Below are 24,468 nucleotides of genomic sequence, written 5' to 3' on the forward strand. Positions count from 1 at the left end.
CGGCTCTTCGACCGGCCAGCCTAGTCAGCCCGCGTGCGGTGGACGCAGGTCGCCCGCCCGCTGAGACACACGTTGAGACACCTGCTCGGACTCCTGGGACCCCGCCGGTCGGCTTTGAGTCAACGTCACCCGTCCATCCCGATTTCGCTACCGGACCGCGAACGCCTCCGTACGCCTCTGGACGGCGTCGCACGGGTCCGCTCTCATGGGCAAGGAAGCTCGCCTCGGGGGAGGCCTCATGAAGCGTCCGGGACCCTTGCTCACCCTTCTCGCGGGACTGTTGGTCGGCGCGTTCCTGCTGGCGCTCAACGTGACGACGGGGACGAAGAACGCGTCGTCACCCTCATCCTCGTCTGCGGACACCACGAAGGAGTCGCCCGCGGCGACGCCGTCACCGTCGAAGGTCCCCGTCCCGAACGCCGGCTACGCGGGCCGTACCGACGACGACTCCTCCGCCGTGGCCGTCACCCTGCGCGACGGCAGGGCGATCGCGTACTTCTGCGACGGCCGCGCCAAGGAGTCCTGGCTCAAGGGCGACGTGAAGGACGACGGGACCATGCGGCTCACCGGCAGGGACGGTTCCGTCCTGAACGGCACCCTCAAAGAGGGCGTGGGGGTCCCCCCGCTCGAGCGCAGCCGAGAGTGGGGGAAGATCCGCGGCACGGTCGACATCGACGGCGGGCACTACGCCTTCACCGCCGACAGGACGAAGAAGCCGTCGGGCCTGTACCGGGGCACTGCCACCGTGCGCGGCGCCGAGATCGACGGCGGCTGGATCGTGCTGACGGACGGCCGGCAGGTCGGCGTCCTCACCCGCGACGGCAAGCCCTCGCCCGCCCCGCGGATCGACCCCGAGACCGGCGCGGTGACGGTCGACGGCCAGCGGCTCACGGCCCGCCCCGCGACCCCCTGATCCCCGCCTCGCCCCTCCCCCAGCTGCTCCTCGGCCCTCTCCTCACGGGAGTCGATCATGACCGTCGACCCGAACGCCGTCACCCAGGACTTCCCGTCCCCGCAGCCCGGCCACCGCCGCCCGAGCCCGGCCCGCTACCTGGTCCCGGCTCTGGTCGCCGGCGCGGTCGCGGTGGGCCTCGGGGCGTACGGCAAGGTGCACGACCCGTCGGGGACGGCCTTCAACCTCGCCGGGTTCAGCAGCACCGGCGCGGTCAAGTCATGGCTGGCCACGGCGGCGATCTTCCTGGCGCTGGTGCAGGTGGTCTCCGCGTTCATGGTGTACGGCAAGCTCCCGGGGCCGGCCTGGTCGTCCGGGCTGCACCGCTGGTCGGGGCGCGTGGCGTTCCTGGTGTCCGTCCCGGTGGCGGTGCACTGCCTGTACGCGATGGGCTACCAGACGTACGAAACACGCGTTTTCATGCACTCTGTCCTGGGTTGCTTCTTCTTCGGTGCTTTCAGTGCAAAGATGCTGTTGCTCCGGTCGGAGCGACTTCCCGGCTGGCTGCTGCCCATCGTGGGCGGAGTCGTCTTCGCCGCTCTCACGATCATCTGGCTGACCTCCGCCCTCTGGTTCTTCCGCACTTTCGGAGTGACGACATGAGCATCCGTCCGACGCGGCGCACGATCCTCATCGCGACAGGCGGGGCGGGCGCGGCGGCGCTCGTCGCGGGCTGCGGCGATTCCGGCGACAACGGCGACGCGAGCGACTCGACACCGACCTCCACCACCTCCCCCGGCCAGGACGGAGAGGACGGCGAGGAGCTGGCCGGCACAGACGACATCCCGGTCGGCGGCGGCACGATCTTCAAGGACGAGGAGGTGGTGGTGACCCAGCCGGAGCAGGGCGAGTTCAAGGCCTTCTCCGCCATCTGCACGCATCAGCGGTGCACGGTCTCCACCGTGGGCGACGGCACGATCAACTGCGCCTGCCACGGCAGCAAGTTCAAGATCACGGACGGCTCGGTGGCCAACCCTCCGGCGACGAAGCCGCTGCCCGAGAAGCAGATCATCGTGGACGGAAAATCGATCCGCCTGGCGTGATCGGCCGCGTACGCTCCGGGGCATGCACCTCGAGCCCTCCGAGCCCTCCGCATCTTCTGGGCCCCCCGAGCCCTCGGCCCTGGTGCGCGATCACACGATCTACGCCTGTGTGATGGGCTCACGCGCCTTCGGTCTGGCGACGGACGGCAGCGACACCGACCGCCGGGGCGTGTTCCTCGCCCCCACTGCTCTCTTCTGGCGCTTCGGCAAGCCGCCGACGCACGTCGAAGGCCCCCAGGAGGAGCAGTTCAGCTGGGAACTGGAGCGCTTCTGCGAGCTGGCCCTGCGCGCCAACCCGAACATCCTGGAGTGCCTGCACTCCCCGCGCGTGGAGTACGTCGACGACACGGGCCGCGAACTCCTCGCCCTGCGCGAGGCGTTCCTGTCCCGTCAGGCCCATGAGACGTTCACACGCTACGCGCTGGGCCAGCGCAAGAAACTGGAGGCGGACCTCCGCTCCCACGGCGCCCCGCGCTGGAAGCACGCGATGCACCTCCTGCGCCTGCTGACGAGCGCCCGCGATCTGCTGCGCACCGGGCGCCTGACGATCGACGTGGGCGACGAGCGCGAGACCCTGCTCGCGGTCAAGCGCGGCGAGGTCCCCTGGCCGGAGGTCGAGTCCAGGATGACCCGCCTGGCAGTGGAGACGGAGGAGGCCCTGCACCACAGCCCGCTTCCGGCCGAGCCGGACCGCCGCCGCGTGGAGGACTTCCTGATCCGCGTCCGCCGCGCCTCAGCCCTCCAGCCGGCTCCGTACGACGAAGGCGTGCAGGGCGTCGTGGACGCTCGGGGCGTCGGGCAGCGCTGAGGCCGCCTGCGCCTCGTCGAGCACTCCGCGCAGCCGCTCGATGTCGGCCGCCACGCGCGCGTGCTCGACGTCGGCGGCCCCGTGCTCCTGTTCCGCCTTCGCGGCGATCAGCTCGGGCAGGTAGTCCGGGGCATCGACCTGCTCCAGCAGTGTGGGCAGATGGGCCTGCACTTCACCGCTGCGCATCAGATGAACGCCGGTGAGCAGCACCCGGAACGTGTACAGCAGCGGCTTGAGCTCCCCGGTCTTCTCGAACAGCCGCCACTGGGTGGTCGCGAACCCACGGTAGTGATGGGCATGGTGGCCGGTGAGCACGCCGGGCGCGAGTCCGGCCAGTTCCCGGTGCGCGTCGGTCGTGTGCACGACGAGCGGCGAGAGCAACTGCTCCAGCACATAGCCGTTGCGGCGCAGCATCAGCCGTACGAACTTGCGCAGGTCGTGCGTGACCAGGTCCATCTCGACGCCGCCCCGCACCCACATCCGCGACCGCGTCTCCTCCGGCTCCCGCAGCCCGACGAGGTCGGCGGCCGGCAGCAGGTGCACACCCCGCAGGTCCACGTCGGAGTCGCGGGACGGGAACCCGTACAGGTGCGCGCCGGAGACAGTCGCGAACAGCACCGGGTCGGGCTGTTCGGCGACGACGGGTGCGAGGTCGAGGTCCAGGGCGTCGATCATCCGTCAAGCGTCCCAGAGCGCCCCGAGGGTCAGCAGGTCGCCCCGGTACTCGATCCGGTCCGCCCACTCCGTGGGCCAGGCGTCGGCTCCGAGCCAGGCGCCCGCGAACGCGCCCGTCAGGCACGCGATGGAGTCCGAGTCGCCGGAGGTGCAGGCGGCCCGGCGCAGGGCCGTCAGCGGGTCGTCGACGAACCACAGGAAGCACAACAGGCCGGTGGCCAGGGCCTCTTCGGCGATCCAGCCCGCACCGGTGGCCAGGCACGGATCGGTTTCGGGCGAGGCCGTGCGCACGGCGTCCTGGAGCCGGTCCAGCATGGCCTGGCACTCGTCCCAGCCGCGCGCGATGAAGTGCTCGGCCGTGGGGTCCTGGCTGCGGGTCCACAGGTCGCCGAGCCAGCGGTCGTGGTAGCGGGTGCGGTTCTCGTAGGCGTACGACCGCAGCAGCCCGATCAGTCCGGTCGGTTCGGTGCCCTGCGCGAGCAGGCGTACGGCGTGCGCGGTCAGGTCGGACGCGGCGAGTGCCGTCGGATGCCCGTGGGTGAGCGCGGACTGCAACTGGGCGGCGCCCGCGCGCTGTTCGTCGCTCAGACCGGGGACGAGCCCGAGGGGCGCCACGCGCATGTTGGCGCCGCAGCCCTTGGAGCCGATCTGGCTGGCGTCCTGCCAGGGCAGGTCGGTGCGCTCCAGCAGGTCACAGGCCCGGAGGCAGGTGTTGCCCGGGGCCCGGTTGTTCTCCGGAGACCGGTTCCACGCCACGAACTCCGCGCGCACCGGCTCCACCATGGTCCCGGGACCCAGCAGCCCCAGATCCATCGCCGTCCGCAGCCCCTTCCCCAACGCCAGCGTCATCTGGGTGTCGTCGGTGACGATCGCCGGCGTCGGCAGCTCCATGTCGCGCCACGGCCCGCACTTGGCGAGGATCGACGGCACGTCGTTGAACTCGGTCGGGAAGCCGAGCGCGTCCCCGAGGGCGAGGCCGAGCAGGGAGCCGGTGGCGGCGCGCTTGCGCACGGTGGTCGTGGTCATGCGGGGCGTCCTTCGGGGGTGGGCCGGAGCAGGGGCGGGTGGAGGGTGGTGGCGGTGCCCGCGCGGTACAGCGCGGCCGGTTTGCCTCGGCCGCCGGTGAGCCGGGCGGCACCGGGGACGGGTTCGACGAAGCCCGGCGTGGCGAGCACCTTGCGGCGGAAGTTGGGCCGGTCGAGGGCGGTGCCCCACACCACCTCGTAGACGTGCTGCAGCTCGCCGAGCGTGAACTCGGGCGGGCAGAAGGCGGTGGCGAGGCTGGAGTACTCGAGTTTGGCGCCGACGCGTTCATGGGCGTCGGCCAGGATCCGGTCGTGGTCGAAGGCGAGCGGCCCCGCCTTGTCGTACGGCACCCAGCACGCCTGCGCCGCGTCGCTGCCGCCGTGCGGTTCGGGCGGGTGGGGCAGCAGCGCGGTGAAGGCGACCGTGACGACCCGCATCCGGGGGTCGCGGCCGGGCTCGCTGTAGGTGCGCAGCTGCTCCAGATGCAGCTCGGAGACGTCCGAAAGACCGGTCTCCTCGGCGAGTTCACGCCGGGCCGCCGTCTCCGCCGACTCGTCGGGCTGCACGAAACCGCCGGGCAGCGCCCAGTGGCCCTGGTACGGCTCCTGCCCGCGTTCGACGAGCAGGGCGTGCAGGACGCCGTCGCGGATGGTGAGGACGGCGAGGTCAGAGGTGACGGCAAAGGGTTCGTGGGCGTACTTGTCGTAGCCCTCGGGAACGGTGGGTCCCGGCATGTCGCTCACCCCTTTTACGGCCAGCTTTATAGTCAACACGACTATTAGTCACCCTGACTATAAGGAGGCTGGACGGCTTTGCACAACCCAACGGAAGGCAAACCCTCGTCACTCCGGCAAGGAGTGTGCGCCGCCCCGGGAACCACACCGCCCGCGCCGCCCCGCCCGAGCCACCCCGCCACAAAGCCCTCAGCGGCCCTTCAGGCGCCTCCCACGGCCCTCAGGACCCCGACGGGCATCGGAGGCCGCGCAACGACTCTCCAGCGCCGCCAGACGCGCCCCGAGGGACGAAGCAAAACGGCCGGTCCCGGACTCAACCCGGAACCGGCCTGCACACACGCGTGTGCCTACGTCACGCGTGGGCCTACAGATCGACTTCCTGCATCAGCATCCCGACCTCGGTGTTCGACAGCCGCCGCAGCCAGCCCGACTTCTGGTCGCCGAGCGTGATCGGCCCGAAGGAGGTGCGCACCAGCTTCTCCACGGGGAAGCCCGCCTCCGCCAGCATGCGCCGCACGATGTGCTTGCGGCCCTCGTGCAGGGTGACCTCGACCAGGTAGTTCTTGCCGGTCTGCTCGACGACCCGGAAGTGGTCCGCGCGCGCGTAGCCGTCCTCCAGCTGGATGCCGTCCTTGAGCTTCTTGCCCAGGTCGCGCGGGATCGGGCCGACGATGGCCGCGAGGTACGTCTTCTTGACGCCGTACTTGGGGTGGGTGAGGCGGTGGGCCAGCTCGCCGTGGTTGGTGAGCAGGATGACGCCCTCGGTCTCGGTGTCGAGCCGGCCGACGTGGAAGAGCCGGGTCTCCCGGTTGGTGACGTAGTCCCCAAGGCACTGTCGCCCGTCGGGGTCCTCCATCGTCGAGACGACGCCCGCCGGCTTGTTGAGCGAGAAGAACTGGTACGACTGCGTGGCGACCGTCAGGCCGTCGACCTTGATCTCGTCCTTCTCCGTGTCGACACGGAGACCCTGCTCGGTGACGATCTCGCCGTTGACCTCGACCCGCGCCTCGTCGATCAGCTCCTCACAGGCACGCCGGGAGCCGTATCCGGCCCGCGCGAGCACCTTCTGCAGCCGCTCGCCCTCCTGCTCGGCGCCCGGGAAGGTCTTGGGCAGCTTGACGTCCTTCTTGCCCGCGTACCGCTCCCGGTTGCGCTCCTCGGCGCGCGCGTCGTACTCGCGGGAGGTCGCCGGAGCCCAACGGCCGCGCCCGGTGCCCTGGCCCTGCTTGGGGCCGCCCTTGGCGCCGCCGCGCGCCGAGGCACCACGCCCCGACTTCGGGCCCTCCTGAGTGGCGCCGGGGCCCACGTCGTAGCGCCGCTCCTCCGGGCGCGGCTTCTTCGGCCGGCCGCCCTGCTTGTCGTCGCGGTTGTTACCGGCGCCGCGGTAATTACCGCGGCCACCACCGCTTCCGCCGCGGCCGCCGCTGTTGCCACCACGGCTCCCGCCGTTGTTTCCGCTGCTGTTCCTGCCGCTGCTGCTTCGCATCAAAGTTCCGTCTGGTCGTCTACGTCGTGGGTTCCCCGGCTGACCGGGTGCCCGGACCGTCATCGGGAGCGTCCGGGTCGAACGACGGAACCCCTTCCTGGGTCTCGGCCTCGATCGCCTCCGCCTCCGGGAGGAAGGGCGCGAGCTCCGGGAGCTCGTCCAGACCGCGCAGGCCCATCCGCTCCAGGAAGTAGTTCGTCGTCCTGTACAGGATCGCACCTGTTTCGGGTTCCGTGCCCGCCTCCTCGACCAGTCCGCGCTGAAGGAGGGTGCGCATGACACCGTCGCAGTTCACTCCGCGTACGGCCGAGACGCGGCTGCGGCTGACCGGCTGACGGTACGCGACGACGGCGAGCGTCTCCAGAGCGGCCTGGGTGAGCCGGGCCGTCTGCCCGTCCAGGACGAGCCGCTCGACCGCCGCCGCGTACTCGGGGCGGGTGTAGAAGCGCCAGCCGCCGGCGACGAACCGCAGCTCGAAGCCGCGCCCCTGCACGGCGTAGTCGTCGGCCAGCTCCCGCAGGGCACGGGCGATCTGCCGCCGCGGCCTCTCCAGCAGCTTCGCGAGGCGCTCCTCGGTCGCGGGCTCGTCCACGACCATGAGCATCGCTTCCAGGGCGGGCTTCAGATCGAGGTCGGCGACGGTACGCAGCCCGGCCGGAAGCTCGGTGATCTCCTCACTCACGTCTTCTTCTCCTCCTTGGGCGGCTCGGGCGGCCGGTCGAACTCGTCGGTCACCGCGGGCGTCTCGTCCCCGTCCCCACCGGTCCACCGCACGACGAGCTCCCCCAGCGCGGTCTCCTGGTCGAGGGCCACGGCCTTCTCGCGATACAGCTCCAGCAGCGCCAGGAATCGCGCTACGACGGTGAGTGTGTCGTCGGTGTCCTCGATGAGCGCCCGGAAGCTGGCCTCGCCGAGTTCCCTGAGCCGCGCGACGACGATCCCGGCCTGCTCCTGCACGCTCACCAGCGGCGCGTGGATGTGATCGACGTAGACCTGCGGCCTGGGCTTGGGCTGCATCGCCTTGACCGCGAGCTTGGCGAATCCTTCCGCCCCGATGCTGATGACGACCTCGGGCAGCAGCTCGGCGTGCTGCGGCTCCAGTCCGACGGTGCGCGGATAGCGCCGCGCCTCGTCGTCGAGGCGTCGACTGAAGATGTCGGCGATCTGCTTGTACGCCCGATACTGCAGCAGCCGCGCGAACAGCAGGTCCCGCGCCTCCAGCAGCGCCAGATCGGCCTCGTCCTCCACCTCGGCGGAGGGCAGCAGCCGGGCCGCCTTGAGGTCGAGCAGGGTGGCCGCGACCACGAGGAACTCGGTCGTCTCGTCGAGGTCCCAGTTGGCCCCCATCGCCCTGATGTGGGCCATGAACTCGTCGGTCACCTTGGACAACGCGACTTCGGTGACGTCGAGTTTGTGCTTGGAGATCAGCTGGAGGAGCAGATCGAAGGGGCCCTCGAAGTTGGAGAGGCGAACCTTGAAGACGCCGTCTTCACTGGCCTCGGCCTCGTCCTGCCGGGCAGGCGGCTCAGGAGCGGGCTCGGCGGCGGGAGCCTCAGGTACCGGCTCCGGCTCGGGCTCCCGCTCGGGTACGAGGTCGGGTTCCGGAGCAGCGACCTGAGGTTCCGGCTCCGGTACCGCGGCCTCGGCAACCTCGGGCTCCGGTTCCTCGACGACCGGAGCCGGCACGGGCACCGGCGATGCTCCCGGCCCCCGCCCCAGCACACGCCGCCGACCGCCGGAGGCACCGGCGCCGGAGGCGGGAACGTTGTTCGAGGTCATGGCCCCCGCAGGCTACCGCTACCGCCCGCGAAGCCGTCGTACGAGGATGCTCGCGTCTCCCCGGCTCTCCAGATCCGCGAGGACCACGGCCACCGCCTCGCGGACGATCCGCCCGCGGTCGACGGCCAGCCCGTGCTCGCCGCGGAGCACCAGACGCGCGTGCTCCAGATCCATGAGCTCCTCGGCGGAGACGTACACGGTGATCTTCTCGTCGTGCCGTTCGCGACCACTGGGCCGCCGCGAGGCCTGCCGTCCACGCTTGCGCGGCGCGGCAGAAGCGGCGGCGGAAGCAGCGGCACCGGACCCGACGGCACCGCCGACGGCACCCGCGGGCGCCCCGGCAGAACCTTCCTGCGCCCCCTGACGCCGCGCGGAACGCTCGGCCGCAGCGGCCCGGCTGCGTGACTCGCCGGCGTCGACGGACTCGGCGTCGGCGGCCACATGTTCCGCGCCGTCGCCGTCACCGCCCTGCGCGGGCACCGATTGCGGCGCGTCCTCCGCCGCGGCGGCATCGGACTCCCCCGCGGGAGCCGGCACCCGGGCCTCGCCGTTGACCGGGCGCCGGGGAGTGGACGGCTGGAGCGCCGTACCCCCTGTCGTGCGGAACAGTTCGTCGGCCCCCGGCAGACTCACTCGGCGTGACACCGGGCGAGCACCTCCCTGGCGAGCTGGCGATAGGCGGCGGCGCCGACGGAGTTGGAGGCGTACGTGGTGATCGGCTCACCGGCGACCGTGGTCTCCGGGAAGCGGACCGTGCGCCCGATGACCGTGTGGTAGACGTGGTCGTCGAACGCCTCGACGACACGCGCGAGCACCTCACGGCTGTGCACCGTGCGTGAGTCGTACATCGTGGCGAGGATCCCGTCGAGCTCCAGGTCCGGGTTGAGCCGCTCCTGGACCTTCTCGATGGTCTCGGTCAGCAGCGCCACACCACGCAGCGCGAAGAACTCGCACTCCAGCGGCACGATCACCTTGTGGGCGGCCGTCAGCGCGTTGACCGTGAGCAGGCCGAGCGAAGGTTGACAGTCGATCACGATGAAGTCGTAGTCGGGCAGCAGTGGCTTCAGGGCGCGCTGGAGCGTGGACTCGCGCGCGACCTCGCTGACCAGCTGGACCTCGGCGGCCGACAGGTCGATGTTGCTCGGCAGCAGGTCCATGTTGGGGACCGCCGTCTTCAGGAGCACCTCGTCGGCCGACATGCCCCGCTCCATGAGCAGGTTGTAGACCGTGAGGTCGAGCTCCATCGGGTTGACGCCGAGACCGACCGAGAGCGCGCCCTGGGGGTCGAAGTCGACGAGCAGGACCCGGCGTCCGTATTCCGCGAGCGCGGCACCCAGGTTGATGGTCGACGTCGTCTTGCCGACGCCGCCCTTCTGGTTGCACATCGCGATGATCTTCGCGGGACCGTGGTCGGTCAGCGGACCCGGGATCGGGAAGTACGGCAGCGGACGCCCGGTCGGGCCGACGCGCTCGCGGCGCTGCCGGGCAGCGTCGGGCGCGAGCGTGGCCGCGTATTCGGGGTCGGGCTCGTACTCCGCGTCGGGGTCGTAGAAGTGCCCGTCGGGCAGTTCGTCGTAGGCGGCGAGTTGGTTGTGGGGCGCGCCACTTCCGTCGCCGACCATGGCGTTCACGTGATGGCCATCCATGCTCTGGTGTGCTGTCTGAGTCAACCCTGAGATCTGGTGACTCTGGTGGGCTGCGAAGGTGCGCACCGCAACGGAGCCGACAGCCTCGAATCCCGCGGGACCCTGGTCCCGTACCGGCATTCCTGGTTGACCACCCCCGGGAGAAAATGTCGACTCATTCACAAGTCGTCTTACCTCCTTGGTGACCAGGAAACTTCTAGACAGGTCAGCGTGGCACCATGCCGACAGTCGGCGACTCTATGGCGTGTCGGCGGTCCGCAGCAACACAATCCGCCGGACCGGGCAGATGTGTCGACAATGAAACATCCCGCTGTCAAGGGCGTACGGCCGTCGCACGGCAGGTTTCACCGGTGTGCGAATCGGGCGAAGGGTTGCGTTCGAGGCGAGTTGACCGAGAGTCGCAAAGTGACCATACACACATCCGGCCGGACCTTTTCGGGCAAGGTCCGGCCGGGTGCGTTCGGTTGACGACGCGTGTTGACGTATCGCCTTTACCAGAAAGTGACTTAACCGATCGGCTCAGCCGAGCAGCGTTTCGAGCTCCACGTGCTCCAGGCCGTGCGCCTCCGCGACCTCCCGGTAAACCACCTTGCCGTCATGCGTGTTGAGGCCCTTGGCCAGCGAGGCGTCGCGGCGCAGCGCCTCGACCCAGCCCTTGTTGGCCAGTTCGAGGATGTACGGCAGCGTGGCGTTGGTCAGCGCGTAGGTGGAGGTGTTGGGCACCGCGCCGGGCATGTTGGCGACGCAGTAGAAGACCGAGTTGTGGACCGGGAAGGTCGGCTCGGCGTGGGTCGTCGGGCGCGAGTCCTCGAAGCAGCCGCCCTGGTCGATCGCGATGTCGACAAGGACACTTCCCGGCTTCATCCGGGAGACCAGCTCGTTGGTGACCAGCTTCGGGGCCTTGGCGCCCGGGATGAGCACGGCACCGATGACGAGGTCGGCCTCCAGGCAGGCCTTCTCCAGTTCGAGGGCGTTGGAGACGACGGTCTGGATCTTCGTGCCGAAGACCTTGTCCGCCTCCTTGAGCTTGTTGATGTCCTTGTCGAGCAGGGTCACGTGGAAGCCCATGCCGATGGCGATCTGTGCGGCGTTCCAGCCGGAGACGCCACCGCCGATGACCACGGCCCGGCCGGCCAGCACACCCGGAACGCCGCCGGGCAGCACGCCGCGGCCGCCGTTGGCGCGCATCAGGTGGTAGGCGCCGACCTGCGGGGCGAGGCGGCCGGCCACCTCGGACATGGGGGCGAGCAGGGGCAGGGCGCGGGAGGGCAGCTCGACCGTCTCGTACGCGATCGCCGTGGTGCCGGACTCGACGAGCGCGTCCGTGCACTCCTTGGAGGCGGCCAGGTGCAGGTAGGTGAAGAGCGTCTGGTCCTTGCGGAGGCGGTGGTACTCCTCGGCGATGGGCTCCTTGACCTTCAGCAGCAGGTCGGCGGTGGCCCAGACCTCGTCGGCGGTGGGCAGGATCTGGGCGCCGGCGGCGACGTACTCGCTGTCCGGGATCGACGAGCCGACACCGGCGCCCTGCTCGATGACGACCTGGTGGCCGTGGCGCACCAGCTCCAGCACGCCGGCGGGGGTGATGGCCACCCGGAACTCGTTGTTCTTGACCTCGCGGGGGATGCCGACCTTCACGTCGATCACGGTCCTTGGCTCAGAGGGTGTGGGGGCATTGCAAGACATACCCAGGCATGCAGGGCACACCGGGAGACACCGCAGGAGAAGGTGCGGCAGAGCCAGTCTAATGAAGGCGTTCCCGCTGTCTAGCCTTTCATTGCATCAATCTTCTGCGGATGTACTACGGATTTCGCAGGCGTTAGGGTCATGTTCCGGCTCGAAAGCGTCTTGTACGGGCCTCAGCTCGTCCAGATCCGGCTCCTCGGGCTCCTCCCCCAGCATCCGCCGGGCCGCGCCCCGGTGCAGCTGGGCCGCCGCCGAATCACCGAGGTGGTCGAGGGTGTCGGCGAGCCGCAGATACAGGGCGCCCTGCAACCGGGAGTCCTCGGCGCGCCGCGCCCACTCCACCGCCTCCTGGCAGGTGCGCAGCGACTCCTCGGGCCGCCCCGCGTACTCCTGGACCCTGGCCAGCTCGCTCAACGCCCGCGCGTGACCGCCGACATCGCCGTTCTTGCGGTGCCCGGCGACCGCGGCCCGCCAGTTCCGCAGCGCCTCGCCGTACCGGCCCGCGTAGGTGTGGGCCTGGGCGATACGGCCGTACAGCCGGGCGGCGTCCGCGCGCTCGTCCCGGGCCAGCCGCTGGGCCAGCGCCCGGCCGAACCAGTCGGCGGCCCGGTCGTAGTCCGAGAGCTCCAGATGGGCACCGCCTACGGATTCCATCGCGCGACCGGTCGCATACGGGTCGTTCGCCTCCCGTCCGGCGTCCAGCGCGGCCCGATAGCGCGCCAGCGCATCCTGCTTGCGCCCCGTCCGGGCGTCGACGTCGCCGAGGTTCAGCAGGGCCGCGGCCTTCTCGCGGGGCAGGTTCTGCCGCTCGGCCACGTCGAGGACCAGACTGTGGACGGCGTACAGGTCATCGGCGGCCGCCTGTGTGCCGACATGCGCGACCAGCGCCCTGACCAGCTGGGACATCAGCCGTCGGGCCAGGGTGTCCAGCTCCCCGTCGGCGACCGCGGCCCGGGCCGAGGCCAGCAGCGCGGGCCTGCGGATGCTCAGCCAGTCGGCGGCCGCGCGGGGGTTGGGGAAGCGCAGGGCCTGGGGCATGCCTAGGAGCTTCTGGCGGGTCTCGGGGCTGTCGGTCTCGGTGATCGCCCGGCAGGACTGCAGCAGCCGTACCGTCCGCTCCAGCATGCGGGCCCGGGCGAGCTGCAGCTCGGCGGGGCGGTCCTGGGTCTCGGTGAGGGCCTTGAGGCACGGGTACAGACAGGCCGGGACCTCGTACTGGGGCAGCGGCGAGTCGACGGAGTGCAGCAGGCCGAGGGCGGTGAGGTCGTCCAGGGTGGTGCGGGCTCCGTCGACCGAGGAGCCGGCGAGGGCGGAGGCGGTGTGCGGGTCGACGACGCCGCCGGGGGCGAGGCAGAGCAGGCGCAGTATGCGGGCGGCCGGGGTCGGAAGGGACGCGTAGGCGAGGCGGAAGACCCGGTCGAGCGGCGCGCCCTCCTCGCCCTCGGCCCGCAGCTGTTTGGCGAGGTCGGCGACGGCCGCCTTGGGGCGGGCGGCGAGCCAGCCACCCGCCAGCATCAGCGCGGCGGGCTGCCCCTGGCACGCCTCGACGAGGCCCTCGGCGGAACGCGGGTCGACGGTGATGCGGACCGAGCCGGCGTACCGGGACAGCAGCTCCACCGCCGACTTGGTGTCCAGACCGCCGAGCGTGCAGGGCCGTACGTCCGAGATCCCGGTCAGCGGGCCGTCGGAGACCGCGACGGCCAGGCAGTCCGGGGAGTCCGGCAGCAGCGCGTCCACCTGCTCGGCCTCGGCAGCGTCGTCCAGCAGGAGCAGGACCCGGCGCTCGGCGAGGGCCACGCGCAGGGCCGCCATGAGGTTGTCCTCGCCGGCGCCGGGCGAGATGGGCCAGTCCAGGGCGGCGAGCAGCACGCGGGCGGCGCGTTCGACGGGGACGGGGGTGCCGTCGGGCTCGCTCAGCCGGGCGCGCAGCACACCGTCGCCGTAACGGTCCGCCACCTGCCGTACGAGTTCCTCGGCGAGCGCGGTGCGGCCGGAGCCGGGGCGGCCCGCGATGAGCAGTACGCGCGCGCGTGGCGCTTTGCGGCCGGAGAGGGTGTCCAGGCCCGCGCGCTCGATGTCGGCGCGGAGCTCCTTCAACTCGCGGGTACGGCCCAGGAATTGGTTCCCGCCGGACGCCTGTGCCGACACCTGCACGCCGCCTGTGTCCACCACCTGATCCGTCACGGGCCACGCTCCCGTCCCACCAACGCGCAAGCCCGCCGGGACTCCGGTTCGGGCGTATTCAGAGCCTAGTTCACGCTCTGCTACGTTCCGTGCGGAGCACGGCGGGCAGGGAGAGGACGTCCCCCGATCGGATCAGCCGATCTTCACACTGAAGGGTGTGTTCAGGACGCGAAGGGGCGAGCCGGCCACGGCGCCTCCGCCGGCCGCAGCGCGTCGAGTCCGTCACCGCTGCGCGCGGCGACCAGGGACAGCACACCCACGACGAGGCAGTTGTTGTGCAACTCGCCCGCGAGCACGCCCCGGACGAGCTCGGCGACCGGCACGCGCGCGTGCTCCATGTCGGCCTCCTCGTCCTCCACCTCGAAGCGCTCCCCGTCGGCCTCGGACAGATCACGGGCGAGGAAGATGCGTACGGCCTCGTCGCAGCCGCCGGGGGTGGTATAGACGTCGGTCAGTACCCGCCAGTCCTCGGCCTTGACGTGCGCCTCCTCGTACAGCTCGCGCTGGGCGGCGTGCAGCGGGTTCTCGCCGGGGATGTCGAGCAGTCCCGCCGGGATCTCCCACAGCTTCTGGCGCACCGGGTGGCGGTACTGCTTGATGAGCAGGACGCGGTCCTCCGCGTCGAGGGCGAGGACTGCCACCGAGCCGGGGTGGACCTGGTAGTCGCGTCGCACCACCGAGCCGTCGGGCATGACCACGTCGTCCGTGCGGACGGAGGTCTTGTTGCCCACGAAGGGGGTGTCCGTCGCCCGGATCTCCCACTCCTGCGGGGTGTCCTTGATCGTCATGCCCTGCCCTTCCACACGCTTTCAAAAAGAACCCGCCAAAGAAAACCGGGGTGCGAACCTTTGAAGATTCGCACCCCGGCCACCGTACAACTCTCGTGTCAGTCCGAATTCTTGCCGAGGCCTTCAGCCTGCTGGCGCGCACCATCAACCCGCTGGCGCTCGACAGCCGCCTTCACCAGCCCGGCGAACAGCGGGTGCGGGCGCGTCGGGCGCGAGCGCAGCTCGGGGTGGGCCTGCGTGGCCACCAGGTAAGGGTGGATCTCGCGCGGGTACTCCACGTACTCGACGAGCTTGCCGTCCGGCGACGTGCCGGAGAACTGGATGCCGGCCTTCTTCTCCAGCTCCGCGCGGTAGGCGTTGTTCACCTCGTACCGGTGACGGTGCCGCTCCTCGACGTACTCCTTGCCGTCGTACACCTCGCGCACGATCGAGCCCTCGGCCAGCTTGGCCGGGTACATGCCGAGGCGCATGGTGCCGCCCATGTCACCCTCACCGGCGACGATGTCGAGCTGCTCGGCCATCGTCGAGATGACGGGGTGGGAGGTGGCCGGGTCGAACTCGGTGGAGTTGGCGTCGCCGATGTCGGCGAGGTTGCGGGCCGCCTCGACCACGATGCACTGCAGGCCCAGGCACAGGCCCAGCAGCGGGATCTTGTTCTCGCGGGCGTACTTGATCGCGCCGACCTTGCCGAGCACACCGCGGTCGCCGAAGCCGCCCGGGATGCAGATGCCGTCCACGTCGGCGAGCTGCTGCTTGGCCCCGGCCGGGGTCTTGCAGTCGTCGGACGTGACCCACTTGATCTTCACGCGGGCCTTGTTGGCGAAGCCGCCCGCACGCAGCGCCTCGGTGACCGAGAGGTAGGCGTCGGGCAGGTCGATGTACTTGCCGACCAGCGCGAGGGTGATCTCGTGGTCGGGGTTGTGGACGCGGTCGAGCAGGTCGTCCCAGGTCGTCCAGTCCACGTCGCGGAACGGCAGGTCCAGCTTGCGGACGACATAGGCGTCCAGGCCCTCGCCGTGCACGGTCTTCGGGATGTCGTAGATGGAGCGGGCGTCGGGGCAGGCGACCACGGCCGCCTCGTCGACGTCGCACATCAGCGAGATCTTGCGCTTGATCGCGGTCGGCACCTCACGGTCGCAGCGCAGCACGATCGCGTCTGGCTGAATACCGATGTTGCGCAGCGCCGCAACCGAGTGCTGGGTCGGCTTCGTCTTCAGCTCTCCCGAGGGGCCGATGTACGGCAGGAGCGAGATGTGGACGACGAAGACGTTGTCACGACCGACCTCGTGACGGACCTGGCGGACGGTCTCCAGGAACGGCAGCGACTCGATGTCGCCGACCGTGCCGCCGACCTCCGTGATCACGACGTCGACCTCGTCCGTCGCCATGCGGCGGATGCGGTGCTTGATCTCGTTGGTGATGTGCGGGATGACCTGCACGGTGTCGCCCAGGTACTCGCCGCGCCGCTCCTTGGCGATCACGGTCGAGTACACCTGGCCGGTGGTCACGTTCGCCGAACCGTCCAGGTCGCGGTCGAGGAACCGCTCGTAGTGGCCGATGTCCAGGTCGGTCTCGGCGCCGTCGTTGGTGACGAACACCTCGCCGTGCTGGAAGGGGTTCATCGTGCCAGGGTCGACATTGAGGTACGGGTCCAGCTTCTGCATGACCACCCGCAGGCCTCGTGCCTTGAGCAGCATGCCGAGGCTGGAGGCCGTCAGGCCCTTGCCGAGCGAGGAGGCGACACCCCCGGTGACGAAGATGTGCTTGGTCGTCGTGGATTTGGGCGTCATGGCCAAGAGGGTGCTCCCGTGGTCGCGGTCTGGGGTGCGGTGCGGCTGCCCGACCGGAGAGATCTCCGGGGTCGCCGTCGCTGCGGTTCCGGGGTTTCTCGCCCACCGGTCCACGGGCTACCAGGGTATCAGCGACGGGGGCCGATGGCGTCCGGCCACGCTCCGCACACGAGCCGCCACGAACCTGCACAGGCGCCTCGGATTCTCACCCGTTGCTCACCCGTTCGGCAGACCCGGGTTGCCCGGAGCGGCACACAGATCATCTACGTGCGTCGTATCCTGCTCGGACATTCGCTGCCGAGCCCGGCCGGCAACACGGCACCACCCCTCGCCCGTAACCACCGGAACAACGAGAGCTCGTCAGTTCGTTGAGCAGAGATTGTTGAGAAGCGACTGTCGTTTTGCTTCACGGCCGAAGCGACTGCTTTGCTTCACCGCTCAACAACGCTTAACAATCACCCCTTGACCGCACTAGCGAGAGCCCCCTTGCCAGAAGAGGGGGTGACGTGGCCGTTCGACTGGAGTTGCACGTGGCCGGGCGCATCGAAGACTACGCACTCATCGGAGACATGCAGACAGCGGCGCTGGTCTGCCGGGACGGCACAGTCGACTGGCTGTGCCTGCCCCGCTTCGACTCGCACGCCATCTTCGCCGGCCTGCTGGGCACCGAGGAACACGGTTTCTGGCGGCTCGGCCCCGCCCACGCCTCCGACGCCCAGCCGCCCACCGCGGCCCGGCGCAGCTACCGCGGCGACTCTTTGATCCTGGAATCCGAGTGGGACACGCCACGCGGCACGGTCCGGGTGATCGACTTCATGCCCCCGCGTGACGGCGCGCCCCAGCTGATCCGGATCGTGGAGGGCGTCTCGGGCCGGGTGCCGATGCGCTCGGCGCTCAGGATGCGTTTCTCGTACGGCCGTGTCGTGCCGTGGGTGCACAAGCACGAGGGCCGAACGGTCGCCGTCGCCGGCCCGGACTCGGTGTGGTTCGACGCGGAGACCGAGACCTACGGAAAGTCGCTGACGACGTACTCGGACTTCACGGTCGCCCCGGGTGAGCGGATCGCCTTCACCATCTCCTGGGAGCCCTCGCACAAGCAGCCGCCCGCGCTGCCGGAGCCGGAGCAGTCGCTGGAGGCGACGGAGGACTTCTGGCGCGAGTGGGTCGAGCACTGTACGTACCACGGCCCCTACCGTGAGGCGGTCATCCGCTCGCTGATCACGCTGAAGGCGCTGACGTACGCCCCGACCGGCGGCATCGTCGCCGCGCCCACCACCTCCCTGCCGGAGGACATCGGCGGCGTCCGCAACTGGGACTACCGCTACACCTGGCTGCGCGACGCGGCGATCACCCTGTCCTCGCTGCTGCGCACCGGCTACCGCGAGGAGGCCCGCGCCTGGCGCGAGTGGCTGCTGCGGGCGGTCGCGGGCGACCCCGAGAACCTGCAGATCATGTACGGCATCGCCGGTGAGCGCGAGCTGGGCGAGGCCGAGCTGGACTGGCTGCCCGGCTACGAGGCCTCCGCGCCGGTCCGGGTCGGCAACGGCGCCGCGCACCAGCTCCAGCTGGACGTGTACGGTGAGGTCACCGAGGCCCTGCACCTGGCCCACATGACGGGCCTGGCCCGCAACGACTACGCCTCCCTGCTCCAGCTCAAGCTGATCCGCTACCTGGAGGACCACTGGGACGAGCCGGACGAGGGCATCTGGGAGGTGCGCGGCCCGCGCCGCCACTTCGTGCACTCCAAGGTGATGGCCTGGGTCGCCGTCGACCGCACGATCAAGCTCATCGAGTCCGGCGACGCCGACGGCCCGCTGGAGCGGTGGCGCGAGCTGCGCGACGACATCCACCGGGACGTGTGTGAGAAGGGTTACGACAAGGAGCGCAACACCTTCACGCAGTCGTACGGCTCGAAGGAGCTGGACGCCTCCCTGCTGCTGATCCCGCAGATGGGCTTCCTGCCGCCGGACGACAAGCGCGTCATCGGCACCATCGAGGCGATCCAGCGCGAGCTGTCCACCTCGGACGGCTTCATCCTGCGCTACCCGACGCAGGGCGACCACGAGGGCGTCGACGGCCTCCCCGGCGACGAGGGCGCCTTCCTGGCCTGCTCGTTCTGGATGGCCGACGACCTCGCGATGATCGGCCGCGTCGACGAGGCCCGCAAGCTGTTCGAGAAGCTCCTGTCGCTGCGCAACGACCTCGGCCTGCTGGCCGAGGAGTGGGACCCGCGCCTGCAGCGCCAGGTCGGCAACTTCCCGCAGGCCTTCAGCCACGTCCCGCTGATCGACACCGCACTGCGGCTGACGGCATCCGGGGCGTACGGCGGCTGAACAGGACTGCCGTAACGCGCCCGCCTAGGCTGGGAGCAAGCGGATGCCCCGGCACGGAAGGGGGCAGCCATGGCTTCCCTCTCGAAGGCGGGCGCGGCCCTCACCGCGCTGCGCGAGGATCTCGCCGGTGATGTGTTCGCGCCGGGGGACTTCGGTTACGACGACGCACGAGCCGTCTTCAACAGCATGATCGACCGGCGGCCCGCCGTGATCGCGCAGTGCGTGGACGAGGACGACGTCGCGCGGGCCGTGCGGTTCGCGCGCGACCTGGACCTCAACATCGCGGTGCGCGGCGGCGGGCACAGCGTCGCGGGCATGGCGGTCAACGACAACGGCCTGGTGATCGACCTGCGCCATATGCGCGCGGTCACCGTCGACCCCGCGGCCGAGGCGGTGCGGGTCGCGGGCGGGGCGACGATCAGCGACCTGGACCGAACCTGCCGGCCACACGGGCTCGCCACGACCGGCGGCCGGGCCTCCACGACCGGCGTCGGCGGTTTCGTCCTCGGCGGCGGCTCCGGCTGGCTGGACCGCTGGTGCGGCCTGGCCGTCGACAACCTGCTCGGCGTCGAGCTGGTCACCGCGGACGGCGAGCGGGTCCACGCGAGCGCCGACGAGAACCCGGAGCTGTTCTGGGGCCTGCACGGCGGTGGCGGCAACTTCGGCGTCGCGACCGCGCTCACCCTGAAGCTCCACGAGCTGCCCGAGTTCTCCATCGCGCTGGTCCTCTACCTGCCGGAGTCCGGCCCCGAGGTCGTCCGCACCTACCGCGAGCTGATCGCTGTGGCCCCGGACGAGGCGAGCGGCGCCGTGCTGTATCTCACCGGCCCGCCAGAGGAGTTCGTACCGCCGCACCTGGTCGGCACGGTCCTGTGCGGTGCCCTGCTGACGTACGCCGGGCCCGAGCAGGACATGCGCAAGTTGGCCGAGCCCCTGCTGGCGCTGCCGCACGAATCGGAGATCGTCGGGGCGATGCCGTACGCCGATGTCCAGTGCATGCTCGACGATCCGCCGGGGATGCGGAACTACTGGTCGGCGGAGTACCTGACGAGTGCGCCCGACGCCTACCTGGACGCGTTCTGCGCCGGGGGCGAGTCCATGCCGCCGACCGGGACCATCCAGGTGCTGTTCCCGCTGGGCGGGGCGATCGCCGCGGGCCCGCGCGAATATCCCGTGCCTTACCGCGACGCGCCCTGGGCCGTCCATCCCTTCGCGATCTGGGAGGATCCCGCGGACGACGAGCGTTGCCTCCAGTGGGTCCGGGACGTCCGTGCCGACGCGCGGCCGTGGAGCACCGGCGCGGTCTACCTCAACTTCATCGGGGACGAGGGCGCCGAGCGGGTGGTGGCCGGCGTGGGCGCCGAGAACACCCGGCGGCTGGCGGATCTGAAGCGCCGCTACGACCCGGACAACGTCTTTCGCTTCAACCACAACATCAGGCCGGCCTGACCACCGTCACCAGGCTCGCCGGAATGCCTTCAGCGTCCGCTCCCCGCCCGGATCGCCCGCAGTCGCTGGCACGAGGGCGATCTCGTCCAGCCCGGCCTCGGCGTACTCCCCGACCCGCGCGCGTACGGCGTCCAGGTCGCCCACCAGGCCGACCATGTCGGCTGCCGCTGCGGGCAGCGCCCGGACCAGCGTGCCGGGGTCGGCACCTGTACGGGCCAGCTCGACCGCCTCCCCGAACCCGGCCGCCTCGAACATGTCGCTGTAGCCAGGCACCGTCAGATACCCGGCGATGCTCCGCAGCACCTGCGCGAGGGACTCCGGTTCCGGATCGACGGCGGCCGGCAGCCAGGAGGCCAGCACCGGCGGCGTACGGCCCGCGCGCTCGGCGGCCGCCGTCAGCTTGGCCCGCAGCGTCCGTACCTGCTCCGGCGAGACGATGTCGAGCAGCATCCGGTCGGAGTGGGCCGCCGCCGTGGCGATCGCGCGGTCGCCGAAGGCCGCCACGGTGAGCGGGCCGCCGGGCGGCTGGAGACGGCGCGGGAAGGCGCTGCCGGGGACGACCGGCTCGCCCGGCTCGCCGTGCAGGAAGCCGCGTACGGCCGCCGCCGAGGCCTCCATCGCCGCCGCGGGCCGCACCCGCGGCACGCCGTGCACGCCCTCGACGACCCGCTTGCTGGACGTCCCCAGCGCCACCCCGACCCGCCGCCCGGTGACGGCGGCGACCGAGGCGGCACCCCGCGCGATGCCGAACGCGTCCCGCACCGACACCGCCACGGGACCGGCCGTCAGCGCGACCCGCTCGGTGGCCCGCCCGATGGCCGCGGCGAGGACGAAGGAGTCCCAGGTCGGCCCCTCCCCCGCCCACACCTCGCGATACCCGAGCCGGTCGGCGACCGCCGCCACCCGCAGCGGCTCCTCGACCGGACTGTCGTCCTCCCGTGCCACGGCAACCACGCTGAAGTCCATGAGGGCGCCGCTACCCCGCCGAGCGTGCCGTAACCGAAAGACGACTTGCCGTGGGTGATCGGCTCCGTGGCCGTCCGGAGATGTCGGGGGAGCATGCCCAGGGGTAGCGTCCGGCTCATGGACAGCGGTGCGGGCGGTATGGACAGCGGTACGGGCGCCACGGGCGGCGGATTCGACACCCACGGCGCCGGGATCACCGTGCGCCGGGCGCTGGAGCTGCCCGGGCTGCGCAGTGGGCTGCCCGAGGTCCTCGCGGGCGCCGAGCGGCTCGGGCGGACCGTGCGCTGGGTGCACGCGGGCGAGGTGCCCCACATCGCGTCCCTGCTGAAGGGCGGCGAGCTGCTGCTGACCACGGGCTACGGCCTCGGCACCCGTCCGTCCGACCAGCGGGCGTTCGTGCGCACGCTGGCCGAGCGCGGCATCGCGGCCCTCGTCGTCGAACTCGGCCCGCGCTTCACGCGTCTGCCCGCCGCGCTGGTCGACACGGCCCGTACGGCCGGGCTGCCGCTGGTCCAGCTGCATCGCGAGGTGCCCTTCGTGACGGTCACCGAGGAGATCCACACCGAGATCGTCAACGGCCACTACGCGCTGCTGCAACGGGCGGAGGAGGTGCACCGCCGGTGCACCGAAGCACTGCTCGGCGGCGGTGGTGTGCCCCAAGTGCTCGGCATCCTGGCCGACTTCGGCGGCAACCCGGTCTTCCTGGAGACGACGGACGGGCAACTGCTGTACGCCGCCGGGGCCGGGCCCGAGGGCGCGGATCCGCTGCAGGTGTGGGAGGGGCTGCGGGAGCAGCACAAGGACGCGCCGCCGCCCGCCGGTTCGGTGCTGGTGGATGTTCCGGGCGGCGGGCCCGGGACGGGGTCGGTCCGGGCGCGGCTGGTCCTGCTGCCCGTGCGGGGCCTGCTCGCGCCCGTCCATCGCCTCGCCGCCGAGCGGGCCGCGGGGATCCTGGCCGTGGTGCTGATGCAGGCCCGGCAGGAGGAGGAGCTGGCGGCACGCGGGCGCGGCGACTTCCTGACCGACCTCGCCGAGGGCCGTGTCGACGCCGAGGACGCCCCGGCGCAGGCGCGCGTGCTGGGCTTCAAGCCGGGCAACAGCCCGCTGCTGCCGGTGGTGATGCGGCTCGGGGACGTGCTGTCGCCGGGCGGCGGTTGGGCGGTGCTGGCGCGGGCGGTCGGGGAGGAGCTGGCGGCCGTGGGGGTTCCGGTCCTGCTGGGCGTACGGCCGGTCGAGGGGCGCGTCCCGCTGCTGGTGGGCCTGCGTGCGGAGGCGGAGCGGTCGGCGGTCGCGGACCGGGTGGCGGCGGCGCTGCGGGCGGGCGTGGAGCGGGCCGGGATCCAGCGGCCCGGGGCACAGCCGCCGGTGGTGGTCGTCGGGGTGGCCGGCGGCTGGGCGGCGGCCTCGGCGGGCCTCAGGCACGCGGCGGAGACGGCGACCGCGGCACAGGGCCTGCCGGACCGCCCCTGGTACGACGCCCGCCGCCTGGACATCGACCTGCTGCTGTGGCGGCTGCGTGACCAGCCCGACCTCGCGGCCTTCGTGGACCGTGCGATCGGCCCGCTCCGCGACCACGACAACCGCTCCAAACCGCCCCTGCTGCCCACGCTGGAGACGTACTTGGCGCACACGGGCCGCAAGGCGGAGACGGCCCGTGAACTGCACCTCAACCGGCAGACCCTCTACAACCGCCTCGCCCGCATCGGCGAGTTGCTCGGCACCGACCTCGACGACCCGCAGACGGTACTGGCGTTGAGCCTGGCGCTGCGGGCGCGGCGGCACGTGCCATAGGGCGGGGCGGCGCCTAGATCATGGGCCGGGGCTGGGTCAATTCGTCGTAGACACTGAGGACTTGAGCGACCGTCTCGTCCTCCGTCGGCCACGTGGCCGCCTGCCGCACACCCCGCTCCTTGAGGAGCTCCAGGCGTTCGGGATCGCCCAGCAGCCGTACGACGGCGTCGGCGAGCGCCTGCGGGTCGCCGTACGGGACGAGTTCGGCCGCGTCCCCGACGAGTTCCGGGATGCCGCCGACGTCGGTCGCGACGAGCGGCACGCGCGTGTGCAGGGCCTCCTGCGCCAGCACGGACCGCGACTCCCAACTGCTCGGCAGCAGCGCGACATCGGCGGCGGCGAGCAGCTCGGAGACGTCGTCGCGCCGCCCGATGAGCCGCACGGGCAGCCCCTCGTCCTCGATCCGGCGCTGCAGTGCCCCCCGCAGCGCCCCCTCCCCCGCGATCACGACCAACGGCACGGGATCGAGCCGAAGCCACGCGTGCGAGGCGTCCAGCAGCACGTCGTATCCGCGCTGCCGCTCCAGCGAGCCGACGGCGATCAGCAACGGGCGCCCGGTGGCGCCGAGTTCGGCCCGGACCTTGGGCCGCAGCCGGTCGGGGTCGTCGCGCTCGACGGCCCGGCGGGGCCCGGGCAGCGCGACGGCGGCCAGGCGCGCGTCCCGCGCTCCGGTCCGGCGGGCCCGGTCCACGAGCGTCGAGGTGGTCCCGAGCACGACGGAGGCGGCCTTGACGACCCGGCGCTCCAGCAGCCGTACGAGATGGGCGCGGGCACCTTCGGCCTCCGCCCGGTCGTGCCAGGTGACGACGAGCGGAGTACGCCGCCCGCTGAGCGCGAGCACGGTACGGAAGGAGGCGTGCAGCCCGTGTGCGTGCACCAGGTCGGCGTCCGCGCAGGCTGCCCGCAGGGCGGCCACGGAGCCGGGGTCACTGCTGCGCGGCACGTGCAGGTGTTCCGCACCGGCGCCGGTGAAGTCGTAGAGCCGATCGGCCTCGACGGGTGCACACACCAGGACCCGCACGCCCCGCGCGACCAGCCCCGAGGCCAGCGATCGCACATGCGCACTACTGCCGGCGTTGCCGCCGCCCAGCACCTGCACGGTGCGCAGCGACGACTGGCCGTGCGGTGAGTGGCTGCTCGCGGGGGTCACGTGGCCGGGGCTCCTGGTTGTGGGTCGGGCGGTCACGAAGAACGTACAGAAGGATCGCGCGGAGGGGGTGTACCGCGAGGATCCCTGCGCAGACGACGTGCTTACGCCAAGGATGCCAGGACGCACGGGTGTTCCGGGCACCGTGGGAGCTCGCAAGGCGGGCAACACGGCGTGCCGAGTCACCT

21 protein-coding genes are annotated in these 24,468 nt (G+C 71.3%); 7 read left to right on the forward strand and 14 right to left on the reverse strand.

What is annotated here, in order from left to right; all coding sequences use genetic code 11:
• Positions 1-238 precede the first annotated feature (238 nt).
• The 4 genes from ACIA8X_RS23260 to ACIA8X_RS23275 are packed head-to-tail and all read left to right on the forward strand — an operon-like array spanning position 239 to position 2,803.
• The gene (locus tag ACIA8X_RS23260) at positions 239-913 is read left to right on the forward strand and encodes a hypothetical protein (RefSeq protein WP_393458095.1); all 675 of its coding nucleotides are present in this window, start codon (positions 239-241) and stop codon (positions 911-913) included.
• 57 nt (positions 914-970) lie between these two features.
• Positions 971-1,555, forward strand: a complete 585-nt coding sequence (locus ACIA8X_RS23265) for a DUF6529 family protein (protein ID WP_393458098.1) — start codon at positions 971-973, stop codon at positions 1,553-1,555.
• Entirely contained in the window at positions 1,552-1,995 is a 444-nt protein-coding gene (locus ACIA8X_RS23270; protein ID WP_393458101.1) for a Rieske (2Fe-2S) protein, read from the forward strand. The genes ACIA8X_RS23265 and ACIA8X_RS23270 overlap by 4 nt, the downstream gene beginning before the upstream one ends.
• A gap of 22 nt (positions 1,996-2,017) precedes the next feature.
• On the forward strand, positions 2,018-2,803 hold the full coding sequence (locus ACIA8X_RS23275; RefSeq protein ID WP_399459012.1) for a DNA polymerase beta superfamily protein: 786 nt from the start codon (positions 2,018-2,020) through the stop codon (positions 2,801-2,803).
• Here ACIA8X_RS23275 and ACIA8X_RS23280 read toward each other — a convergent pair.
• The 12 genes from ACIA8X_RS23280 to ACIA8X_RS23335 all read right to left on the reverse strand — a co-directional run bounded on the left by ACIA8X_RS23280 (position 2,729) and on the right by ACIA8X_RS23335 (position 16,594).
• On the reverse strand, positions 2,729-3,478 hold the full coding sequence (locus ACIA8X_RS23280; protein ID WP_399459014.1) for a DNA polymerase beta superfamily protein: 750 nt from the start codon (positions 3,476-3,478) through the stop codon (positions 2,729-2,731). The two genes, ACIA8X_RS23275 and ACIA8X_RS23280, sit on opposite strands and share 75 nt — an antisense overlap.
• Before the next feature lie 3 nt (positions 3,479-3,481).
• Positions 3,482-4,504: an ADP-ribosylglycohydrolase family protein gene (locus ACIA8X_RS23285; RefSeq protein WP_399459015.1), complete on the reverse strand. Its 1,023-nt coding sequence runs from the start codon at positions 4,502-4,504 to the stop codon at positions 3,482-3,484.
• Complete coding sequence (locus tag ACIA8X_RS23290) at positions 4,501-5,238, reverse strand: NUDIX domain-containing protein (protein ID WP_393458112.1); 738 nt, start codon at positions 5,236-5,238, stop codon at positions 4,501-4,503. The genes ACIA8X_RS23285 and ACIA8X_RS23290 overlap by 4 nt, the downstream gene beginning before the upstream one ends.
• A gap of 364 nt (positions 5,239-5,602) precedes the next feature.
• Positions 5,603-6,724 carry a pseudouridine synthase gene (locus ACIA8X_RS23295; RefSeq protein ID WP_399459016.1) on the reverse strand — a complete coding sequence of 374 codons (1,122 nt, stop codon included), beginning with the start codon at positions 6,722-6,724 and terminating at the stop codon, positions 5,603-5,605.
• 19 nt (positions 6,725-6,743) lie between these two features.
• Entirely contained in the window at positions 6,744-7,406 is a 663-nt protein-coding gene (gene scpB, locus ACIA8X_RS23300; protein WP_393458118.1) for an SMC-Scp complex subunit ScpB, read from the reverse strand.
• On the reverse strand, positions 7,403-8,503 hold the full coding sequence (locus tag ACIA8X_RS23305; RefSeq protein ID WP_399459017.1) for a segregation and condensation protein A: 1,101 nt from the start codon (positions 8,501-8,503) through the stop codon (positions 7,403-7,405). Before ACIA8X_RS23305 ends, scpB begins: the two co-directional genes overlap by 4 nt.
• An 18-nt stretch (positions 8,504-8,521) precedes the next feature.
• Complete coding sequence (locus ACIA8X_RS23310; protein ID WP_399459018.1) at positions 8,522-9,148, reverse strand: hypothetical protein; 627 nt, start codon at positions 9,146-9,148, stop codon at positions 8,522-8,524.
• Positions 9,133-10,269, reverse strand: a complete 1,137-nt coding sequence (locus ACIA8X_RS23315) for a ParA family protein (protein ID WP_393458127.1) — start codon at positions 10,267-10,269, stop codon at positions 9,133-9,135. The genes ACIA8X_RS23310 and ACIA8X_RS23315 overlap by 16 nt, the downstream gene beginning before the upstream one ends.
• Before the next feature lie 399 nt (positions 10,270-10,668).
• Positions 10,669-11,793 (reverse strand): alanine dehydrogenase, encoded by a 1,125-nt coding sequence (gene ald, locus ACIA8X_RS23320; protein WP_393458130.1) that lies wholly within the window; start codon positions 11,791-11,793, stop codon positions 10,669-10,671.
• A 135-nt stretch (positions 11,794-11,928) separates the two neighbouring features.
• Positions 11,929-14,016: a tetratricopeptide repeat protein gene (locus ACIA8X_RS23325; protein WP_393458133.1), complete on the reverse strand. Its 2,088-nt coding sequence runs from the start codon at positions 14,014-14,016 to the stop codon at positions 11,929-11,931.
• A 161-nt stretch (positions 14,017-14,177) separates the two neighbouring features.
• Positions 14,178-14,804: an NUDIX domain-containing protein gene (locus tag ACIA8X_RS23330; RefSeq protein WP_393458136.1), complete on the reverse strand. Its 627-nt coding sequence runs from the start codon at positions 14,802-14,804 to the stop codon at positions 14,178-14,180.
• A 98-nt stretch (positions 14,805-14,902) separates the two neighbouring features.
• Complete coding sequence (locus tag ACIA8X_RS23335; protein WP_393458139.1) at positions 14,903-16,594, reverse strand: CTP synthase; 1,692 nt, start codon at positions 16,592-16,594, stop codon at positions 14,903-14,905.
• A 530-nt stretch (positions 16,595-17,124) separates the two neighbouring features.
• On the opposite strand from ACIA8X_RS23335, the gene ACIA8X_RS23340 reads away from it, so the two are divergent.
• Both ACIA8X_RS23340 and ACIA8X_RS23345 read left to right on the forward strand, forming a co-directional pair.
• The gene (locus ACIA8X_RS23340; RefSeq protein WP_393458196.1) at positions 17,125-18,927 is read left to right on the forward strand and encodes a glycoside hydrolase family 15 protein; all 1,803 of its coding nucleotides are present in this window, start codon (positions 17,125-17,127) and stop codon (positions 18,925-18,927) included.
• A gap of 69 nt (positions 18,928-18,996) precedes the next feature.
• On the forward strand, positions 18,997-20,376 hold the full coding sequence (locus tag ACIA8X_RS23345; protein ID WP_393458142.1) for an FAD-binding oxidoreductase: 1,380 nt from the start codon (positions 18,997-18,999) through the stop codon (positions 20,374-20,376).
• A 6-nt stretch (positions 20,377-20,382) separates the two neighbouring features.
• Here ACIA8X_RS23345 and ACIA8X_RS23350 read toward each other — a convergent pair whose 3' ends face one another.
• Positions 20,383-21,342 carry an LLM class F420-dependent oxidoreductase gene (locus ACIA8X_RS23350; RefSeq protein WP_393458145.1) on the reverse strand — a complete coding sequence of 320 codons (960 nt, stop codon included), beginning with the start codon at positions 21,340-21,342 and terminating at the stop codon, positions 20,383-20,385.
• 138 nt (positions 21,343-21,480) lie between these two features.
• Between ACIA8X_RS23350 and ACIA8X_RS23355 the strand changes: the two genes are divergently transcribed.
• Positions 21,481-23,133 carry a PucR family transcriptional regulator gene (locus tag ACIA8X_RS23355; RefSeq protein ID WP_393458199.1) on the forward strand — a complete coding sequence of 551 codons (1,653 nt, stop codon included), beginning with the start codon at positions 21,481-21,483 and terminating at the stop codon, positions 23,131-23,133.
• A 13-nt stretch (positions 23,134-23,146) separates the two neighbouring features.
• Here the strand turns inward: ACIA8X_RS23355 and ACIA8X_RS23360 are convergent, their stop codons facing one another.
• The gene (locus ACIA8X_RS23360) at positions 23,147-24,283 is read right to left on the reverse strand and encodes a glycosyltransferase family 4 protein (RefSeq protein ID WP_393458148.1); all 1,137 of its coding nucleotides are present in this window, start codon (positions 24,281-24,283) and stop codon (positions 23,147-23,149) included.
• Between the last annotated feature and the right edge of the window lie 185 nt (positions 24,284-24,468).

Origin of the sequence: Streptomyces sp. NPDC051738 (assembly GCF_044453205.1) — a bacterium.
Taxonomy (GTDB): Bacteria; Actinomycetota; Actinomycetes; order Streptomycetales; family Streptomycetaceae; genus Streptomyces.

Coding starts and splice junctions, on each gene's coding strand:
- ACIA8X_RS23260 (WP_393458095.1), top strand. CDS start 239: ATGAAGCGTCCGGGACCCTTGCTCACCCTTCTCGCGGGACTGTTGGTC.
- ACIA8X_RS23265 (WP_393458098.1), top strand. CDS start 971: ATGACCGTCGACCCGAACGCCGTCACCCAGGACTTCCCGTCCCCGCAG.
- ACIA8X_RS23270 (WP_393458101.1), top strand. CDS start 1,552: ATGAGCATCCGTCCGACGCGGCGCACGATCCTCATCGCGACAGGCGGG.
- ACIA8X_RS23275 (WP_399459012.1), top strand. CDS start 2,018: ATGCACCTCGAGCCCTCCGAGCCCTCCGCATCTTCTGGGCCCCCCGAG.
- ACIA8X_RS23280 (WP_399459014.1), bottom strand. CDS start 3,478: ATGATCGACGCCCTGGACCTCGACCTCGCACCCGTCGTCGCCGAACAG.
- ACIA8X_RS23285 (WP_399459015.1), bottom strand. CDS start 4,504: ATGACCACGACCACCGTGCGCAAGCGCGCCGCCACCGGCTCCCTGCTC.
- ACIA8X_RS23290 (WP_393458112.1), bottom strand. CDS start 5,238: ATGCCGGGACCCACCGTTCCCGAGGGCTACGACAAGTACGCCCACGAA.
- ACIA8X_RS23295 (WP_399459016.1), bottom strand. CDS start 6,724: ATGCGAAGCAGCAGCGGCAGGAACAGCAGCGGAAACAACGGCGGGAGC.
- ACIA8X_RS23305 (WP_399459017.1), bottom strand. CDS start 8,503: ATGACCTCGAACAACGTTCCCGCCTCCGGCGCCGGTGCCTCCGGCGGT.
- ACIA8X_RS23315 (WP_393458127.1), bottom strand. CDS start 10,269: ATGCCGGTACGGGACCAGGGTCCCGCGGGATTCGAGGCTGTCGGCTCC.
- ACIA8X_RS23330 (WP_393458136.1), bottom strand. CDS start 14,804: ATGACGATCAAGGACACCCCGCAGGAGTGGGAGATCCGGGCGACGGAC.
- ACIA8X_RS23335 (WP_393458139.1), bottom strand. CDS start 16,594: ATGACGCCCAAATCCACGACGACCAAGCACATCTTCGTCACCGGGGGT.
- ACIA8X_RS23345 (WP_393458142.1), top strand. CDS start 18,997: ATGGCTTCCCTCTCGAAGGCGGGCGCGGCCCTCACCGCGCTGCGCGAG.
- ACIA8X_RS23350 (WP_393458145.1), bottom strand. CDS start 21,342: ATGGACTTCAGCGTGGTTGCCGTGGCACGGGAGGACGACAGTCCGGTC.
- ACIA8X_RS23355 (WP_393458199.1), top strand. CDS start 21,481: ATGGACAGCGGTACGGGCGCCACGGGCGGCGGATTCGACACCCACGGC.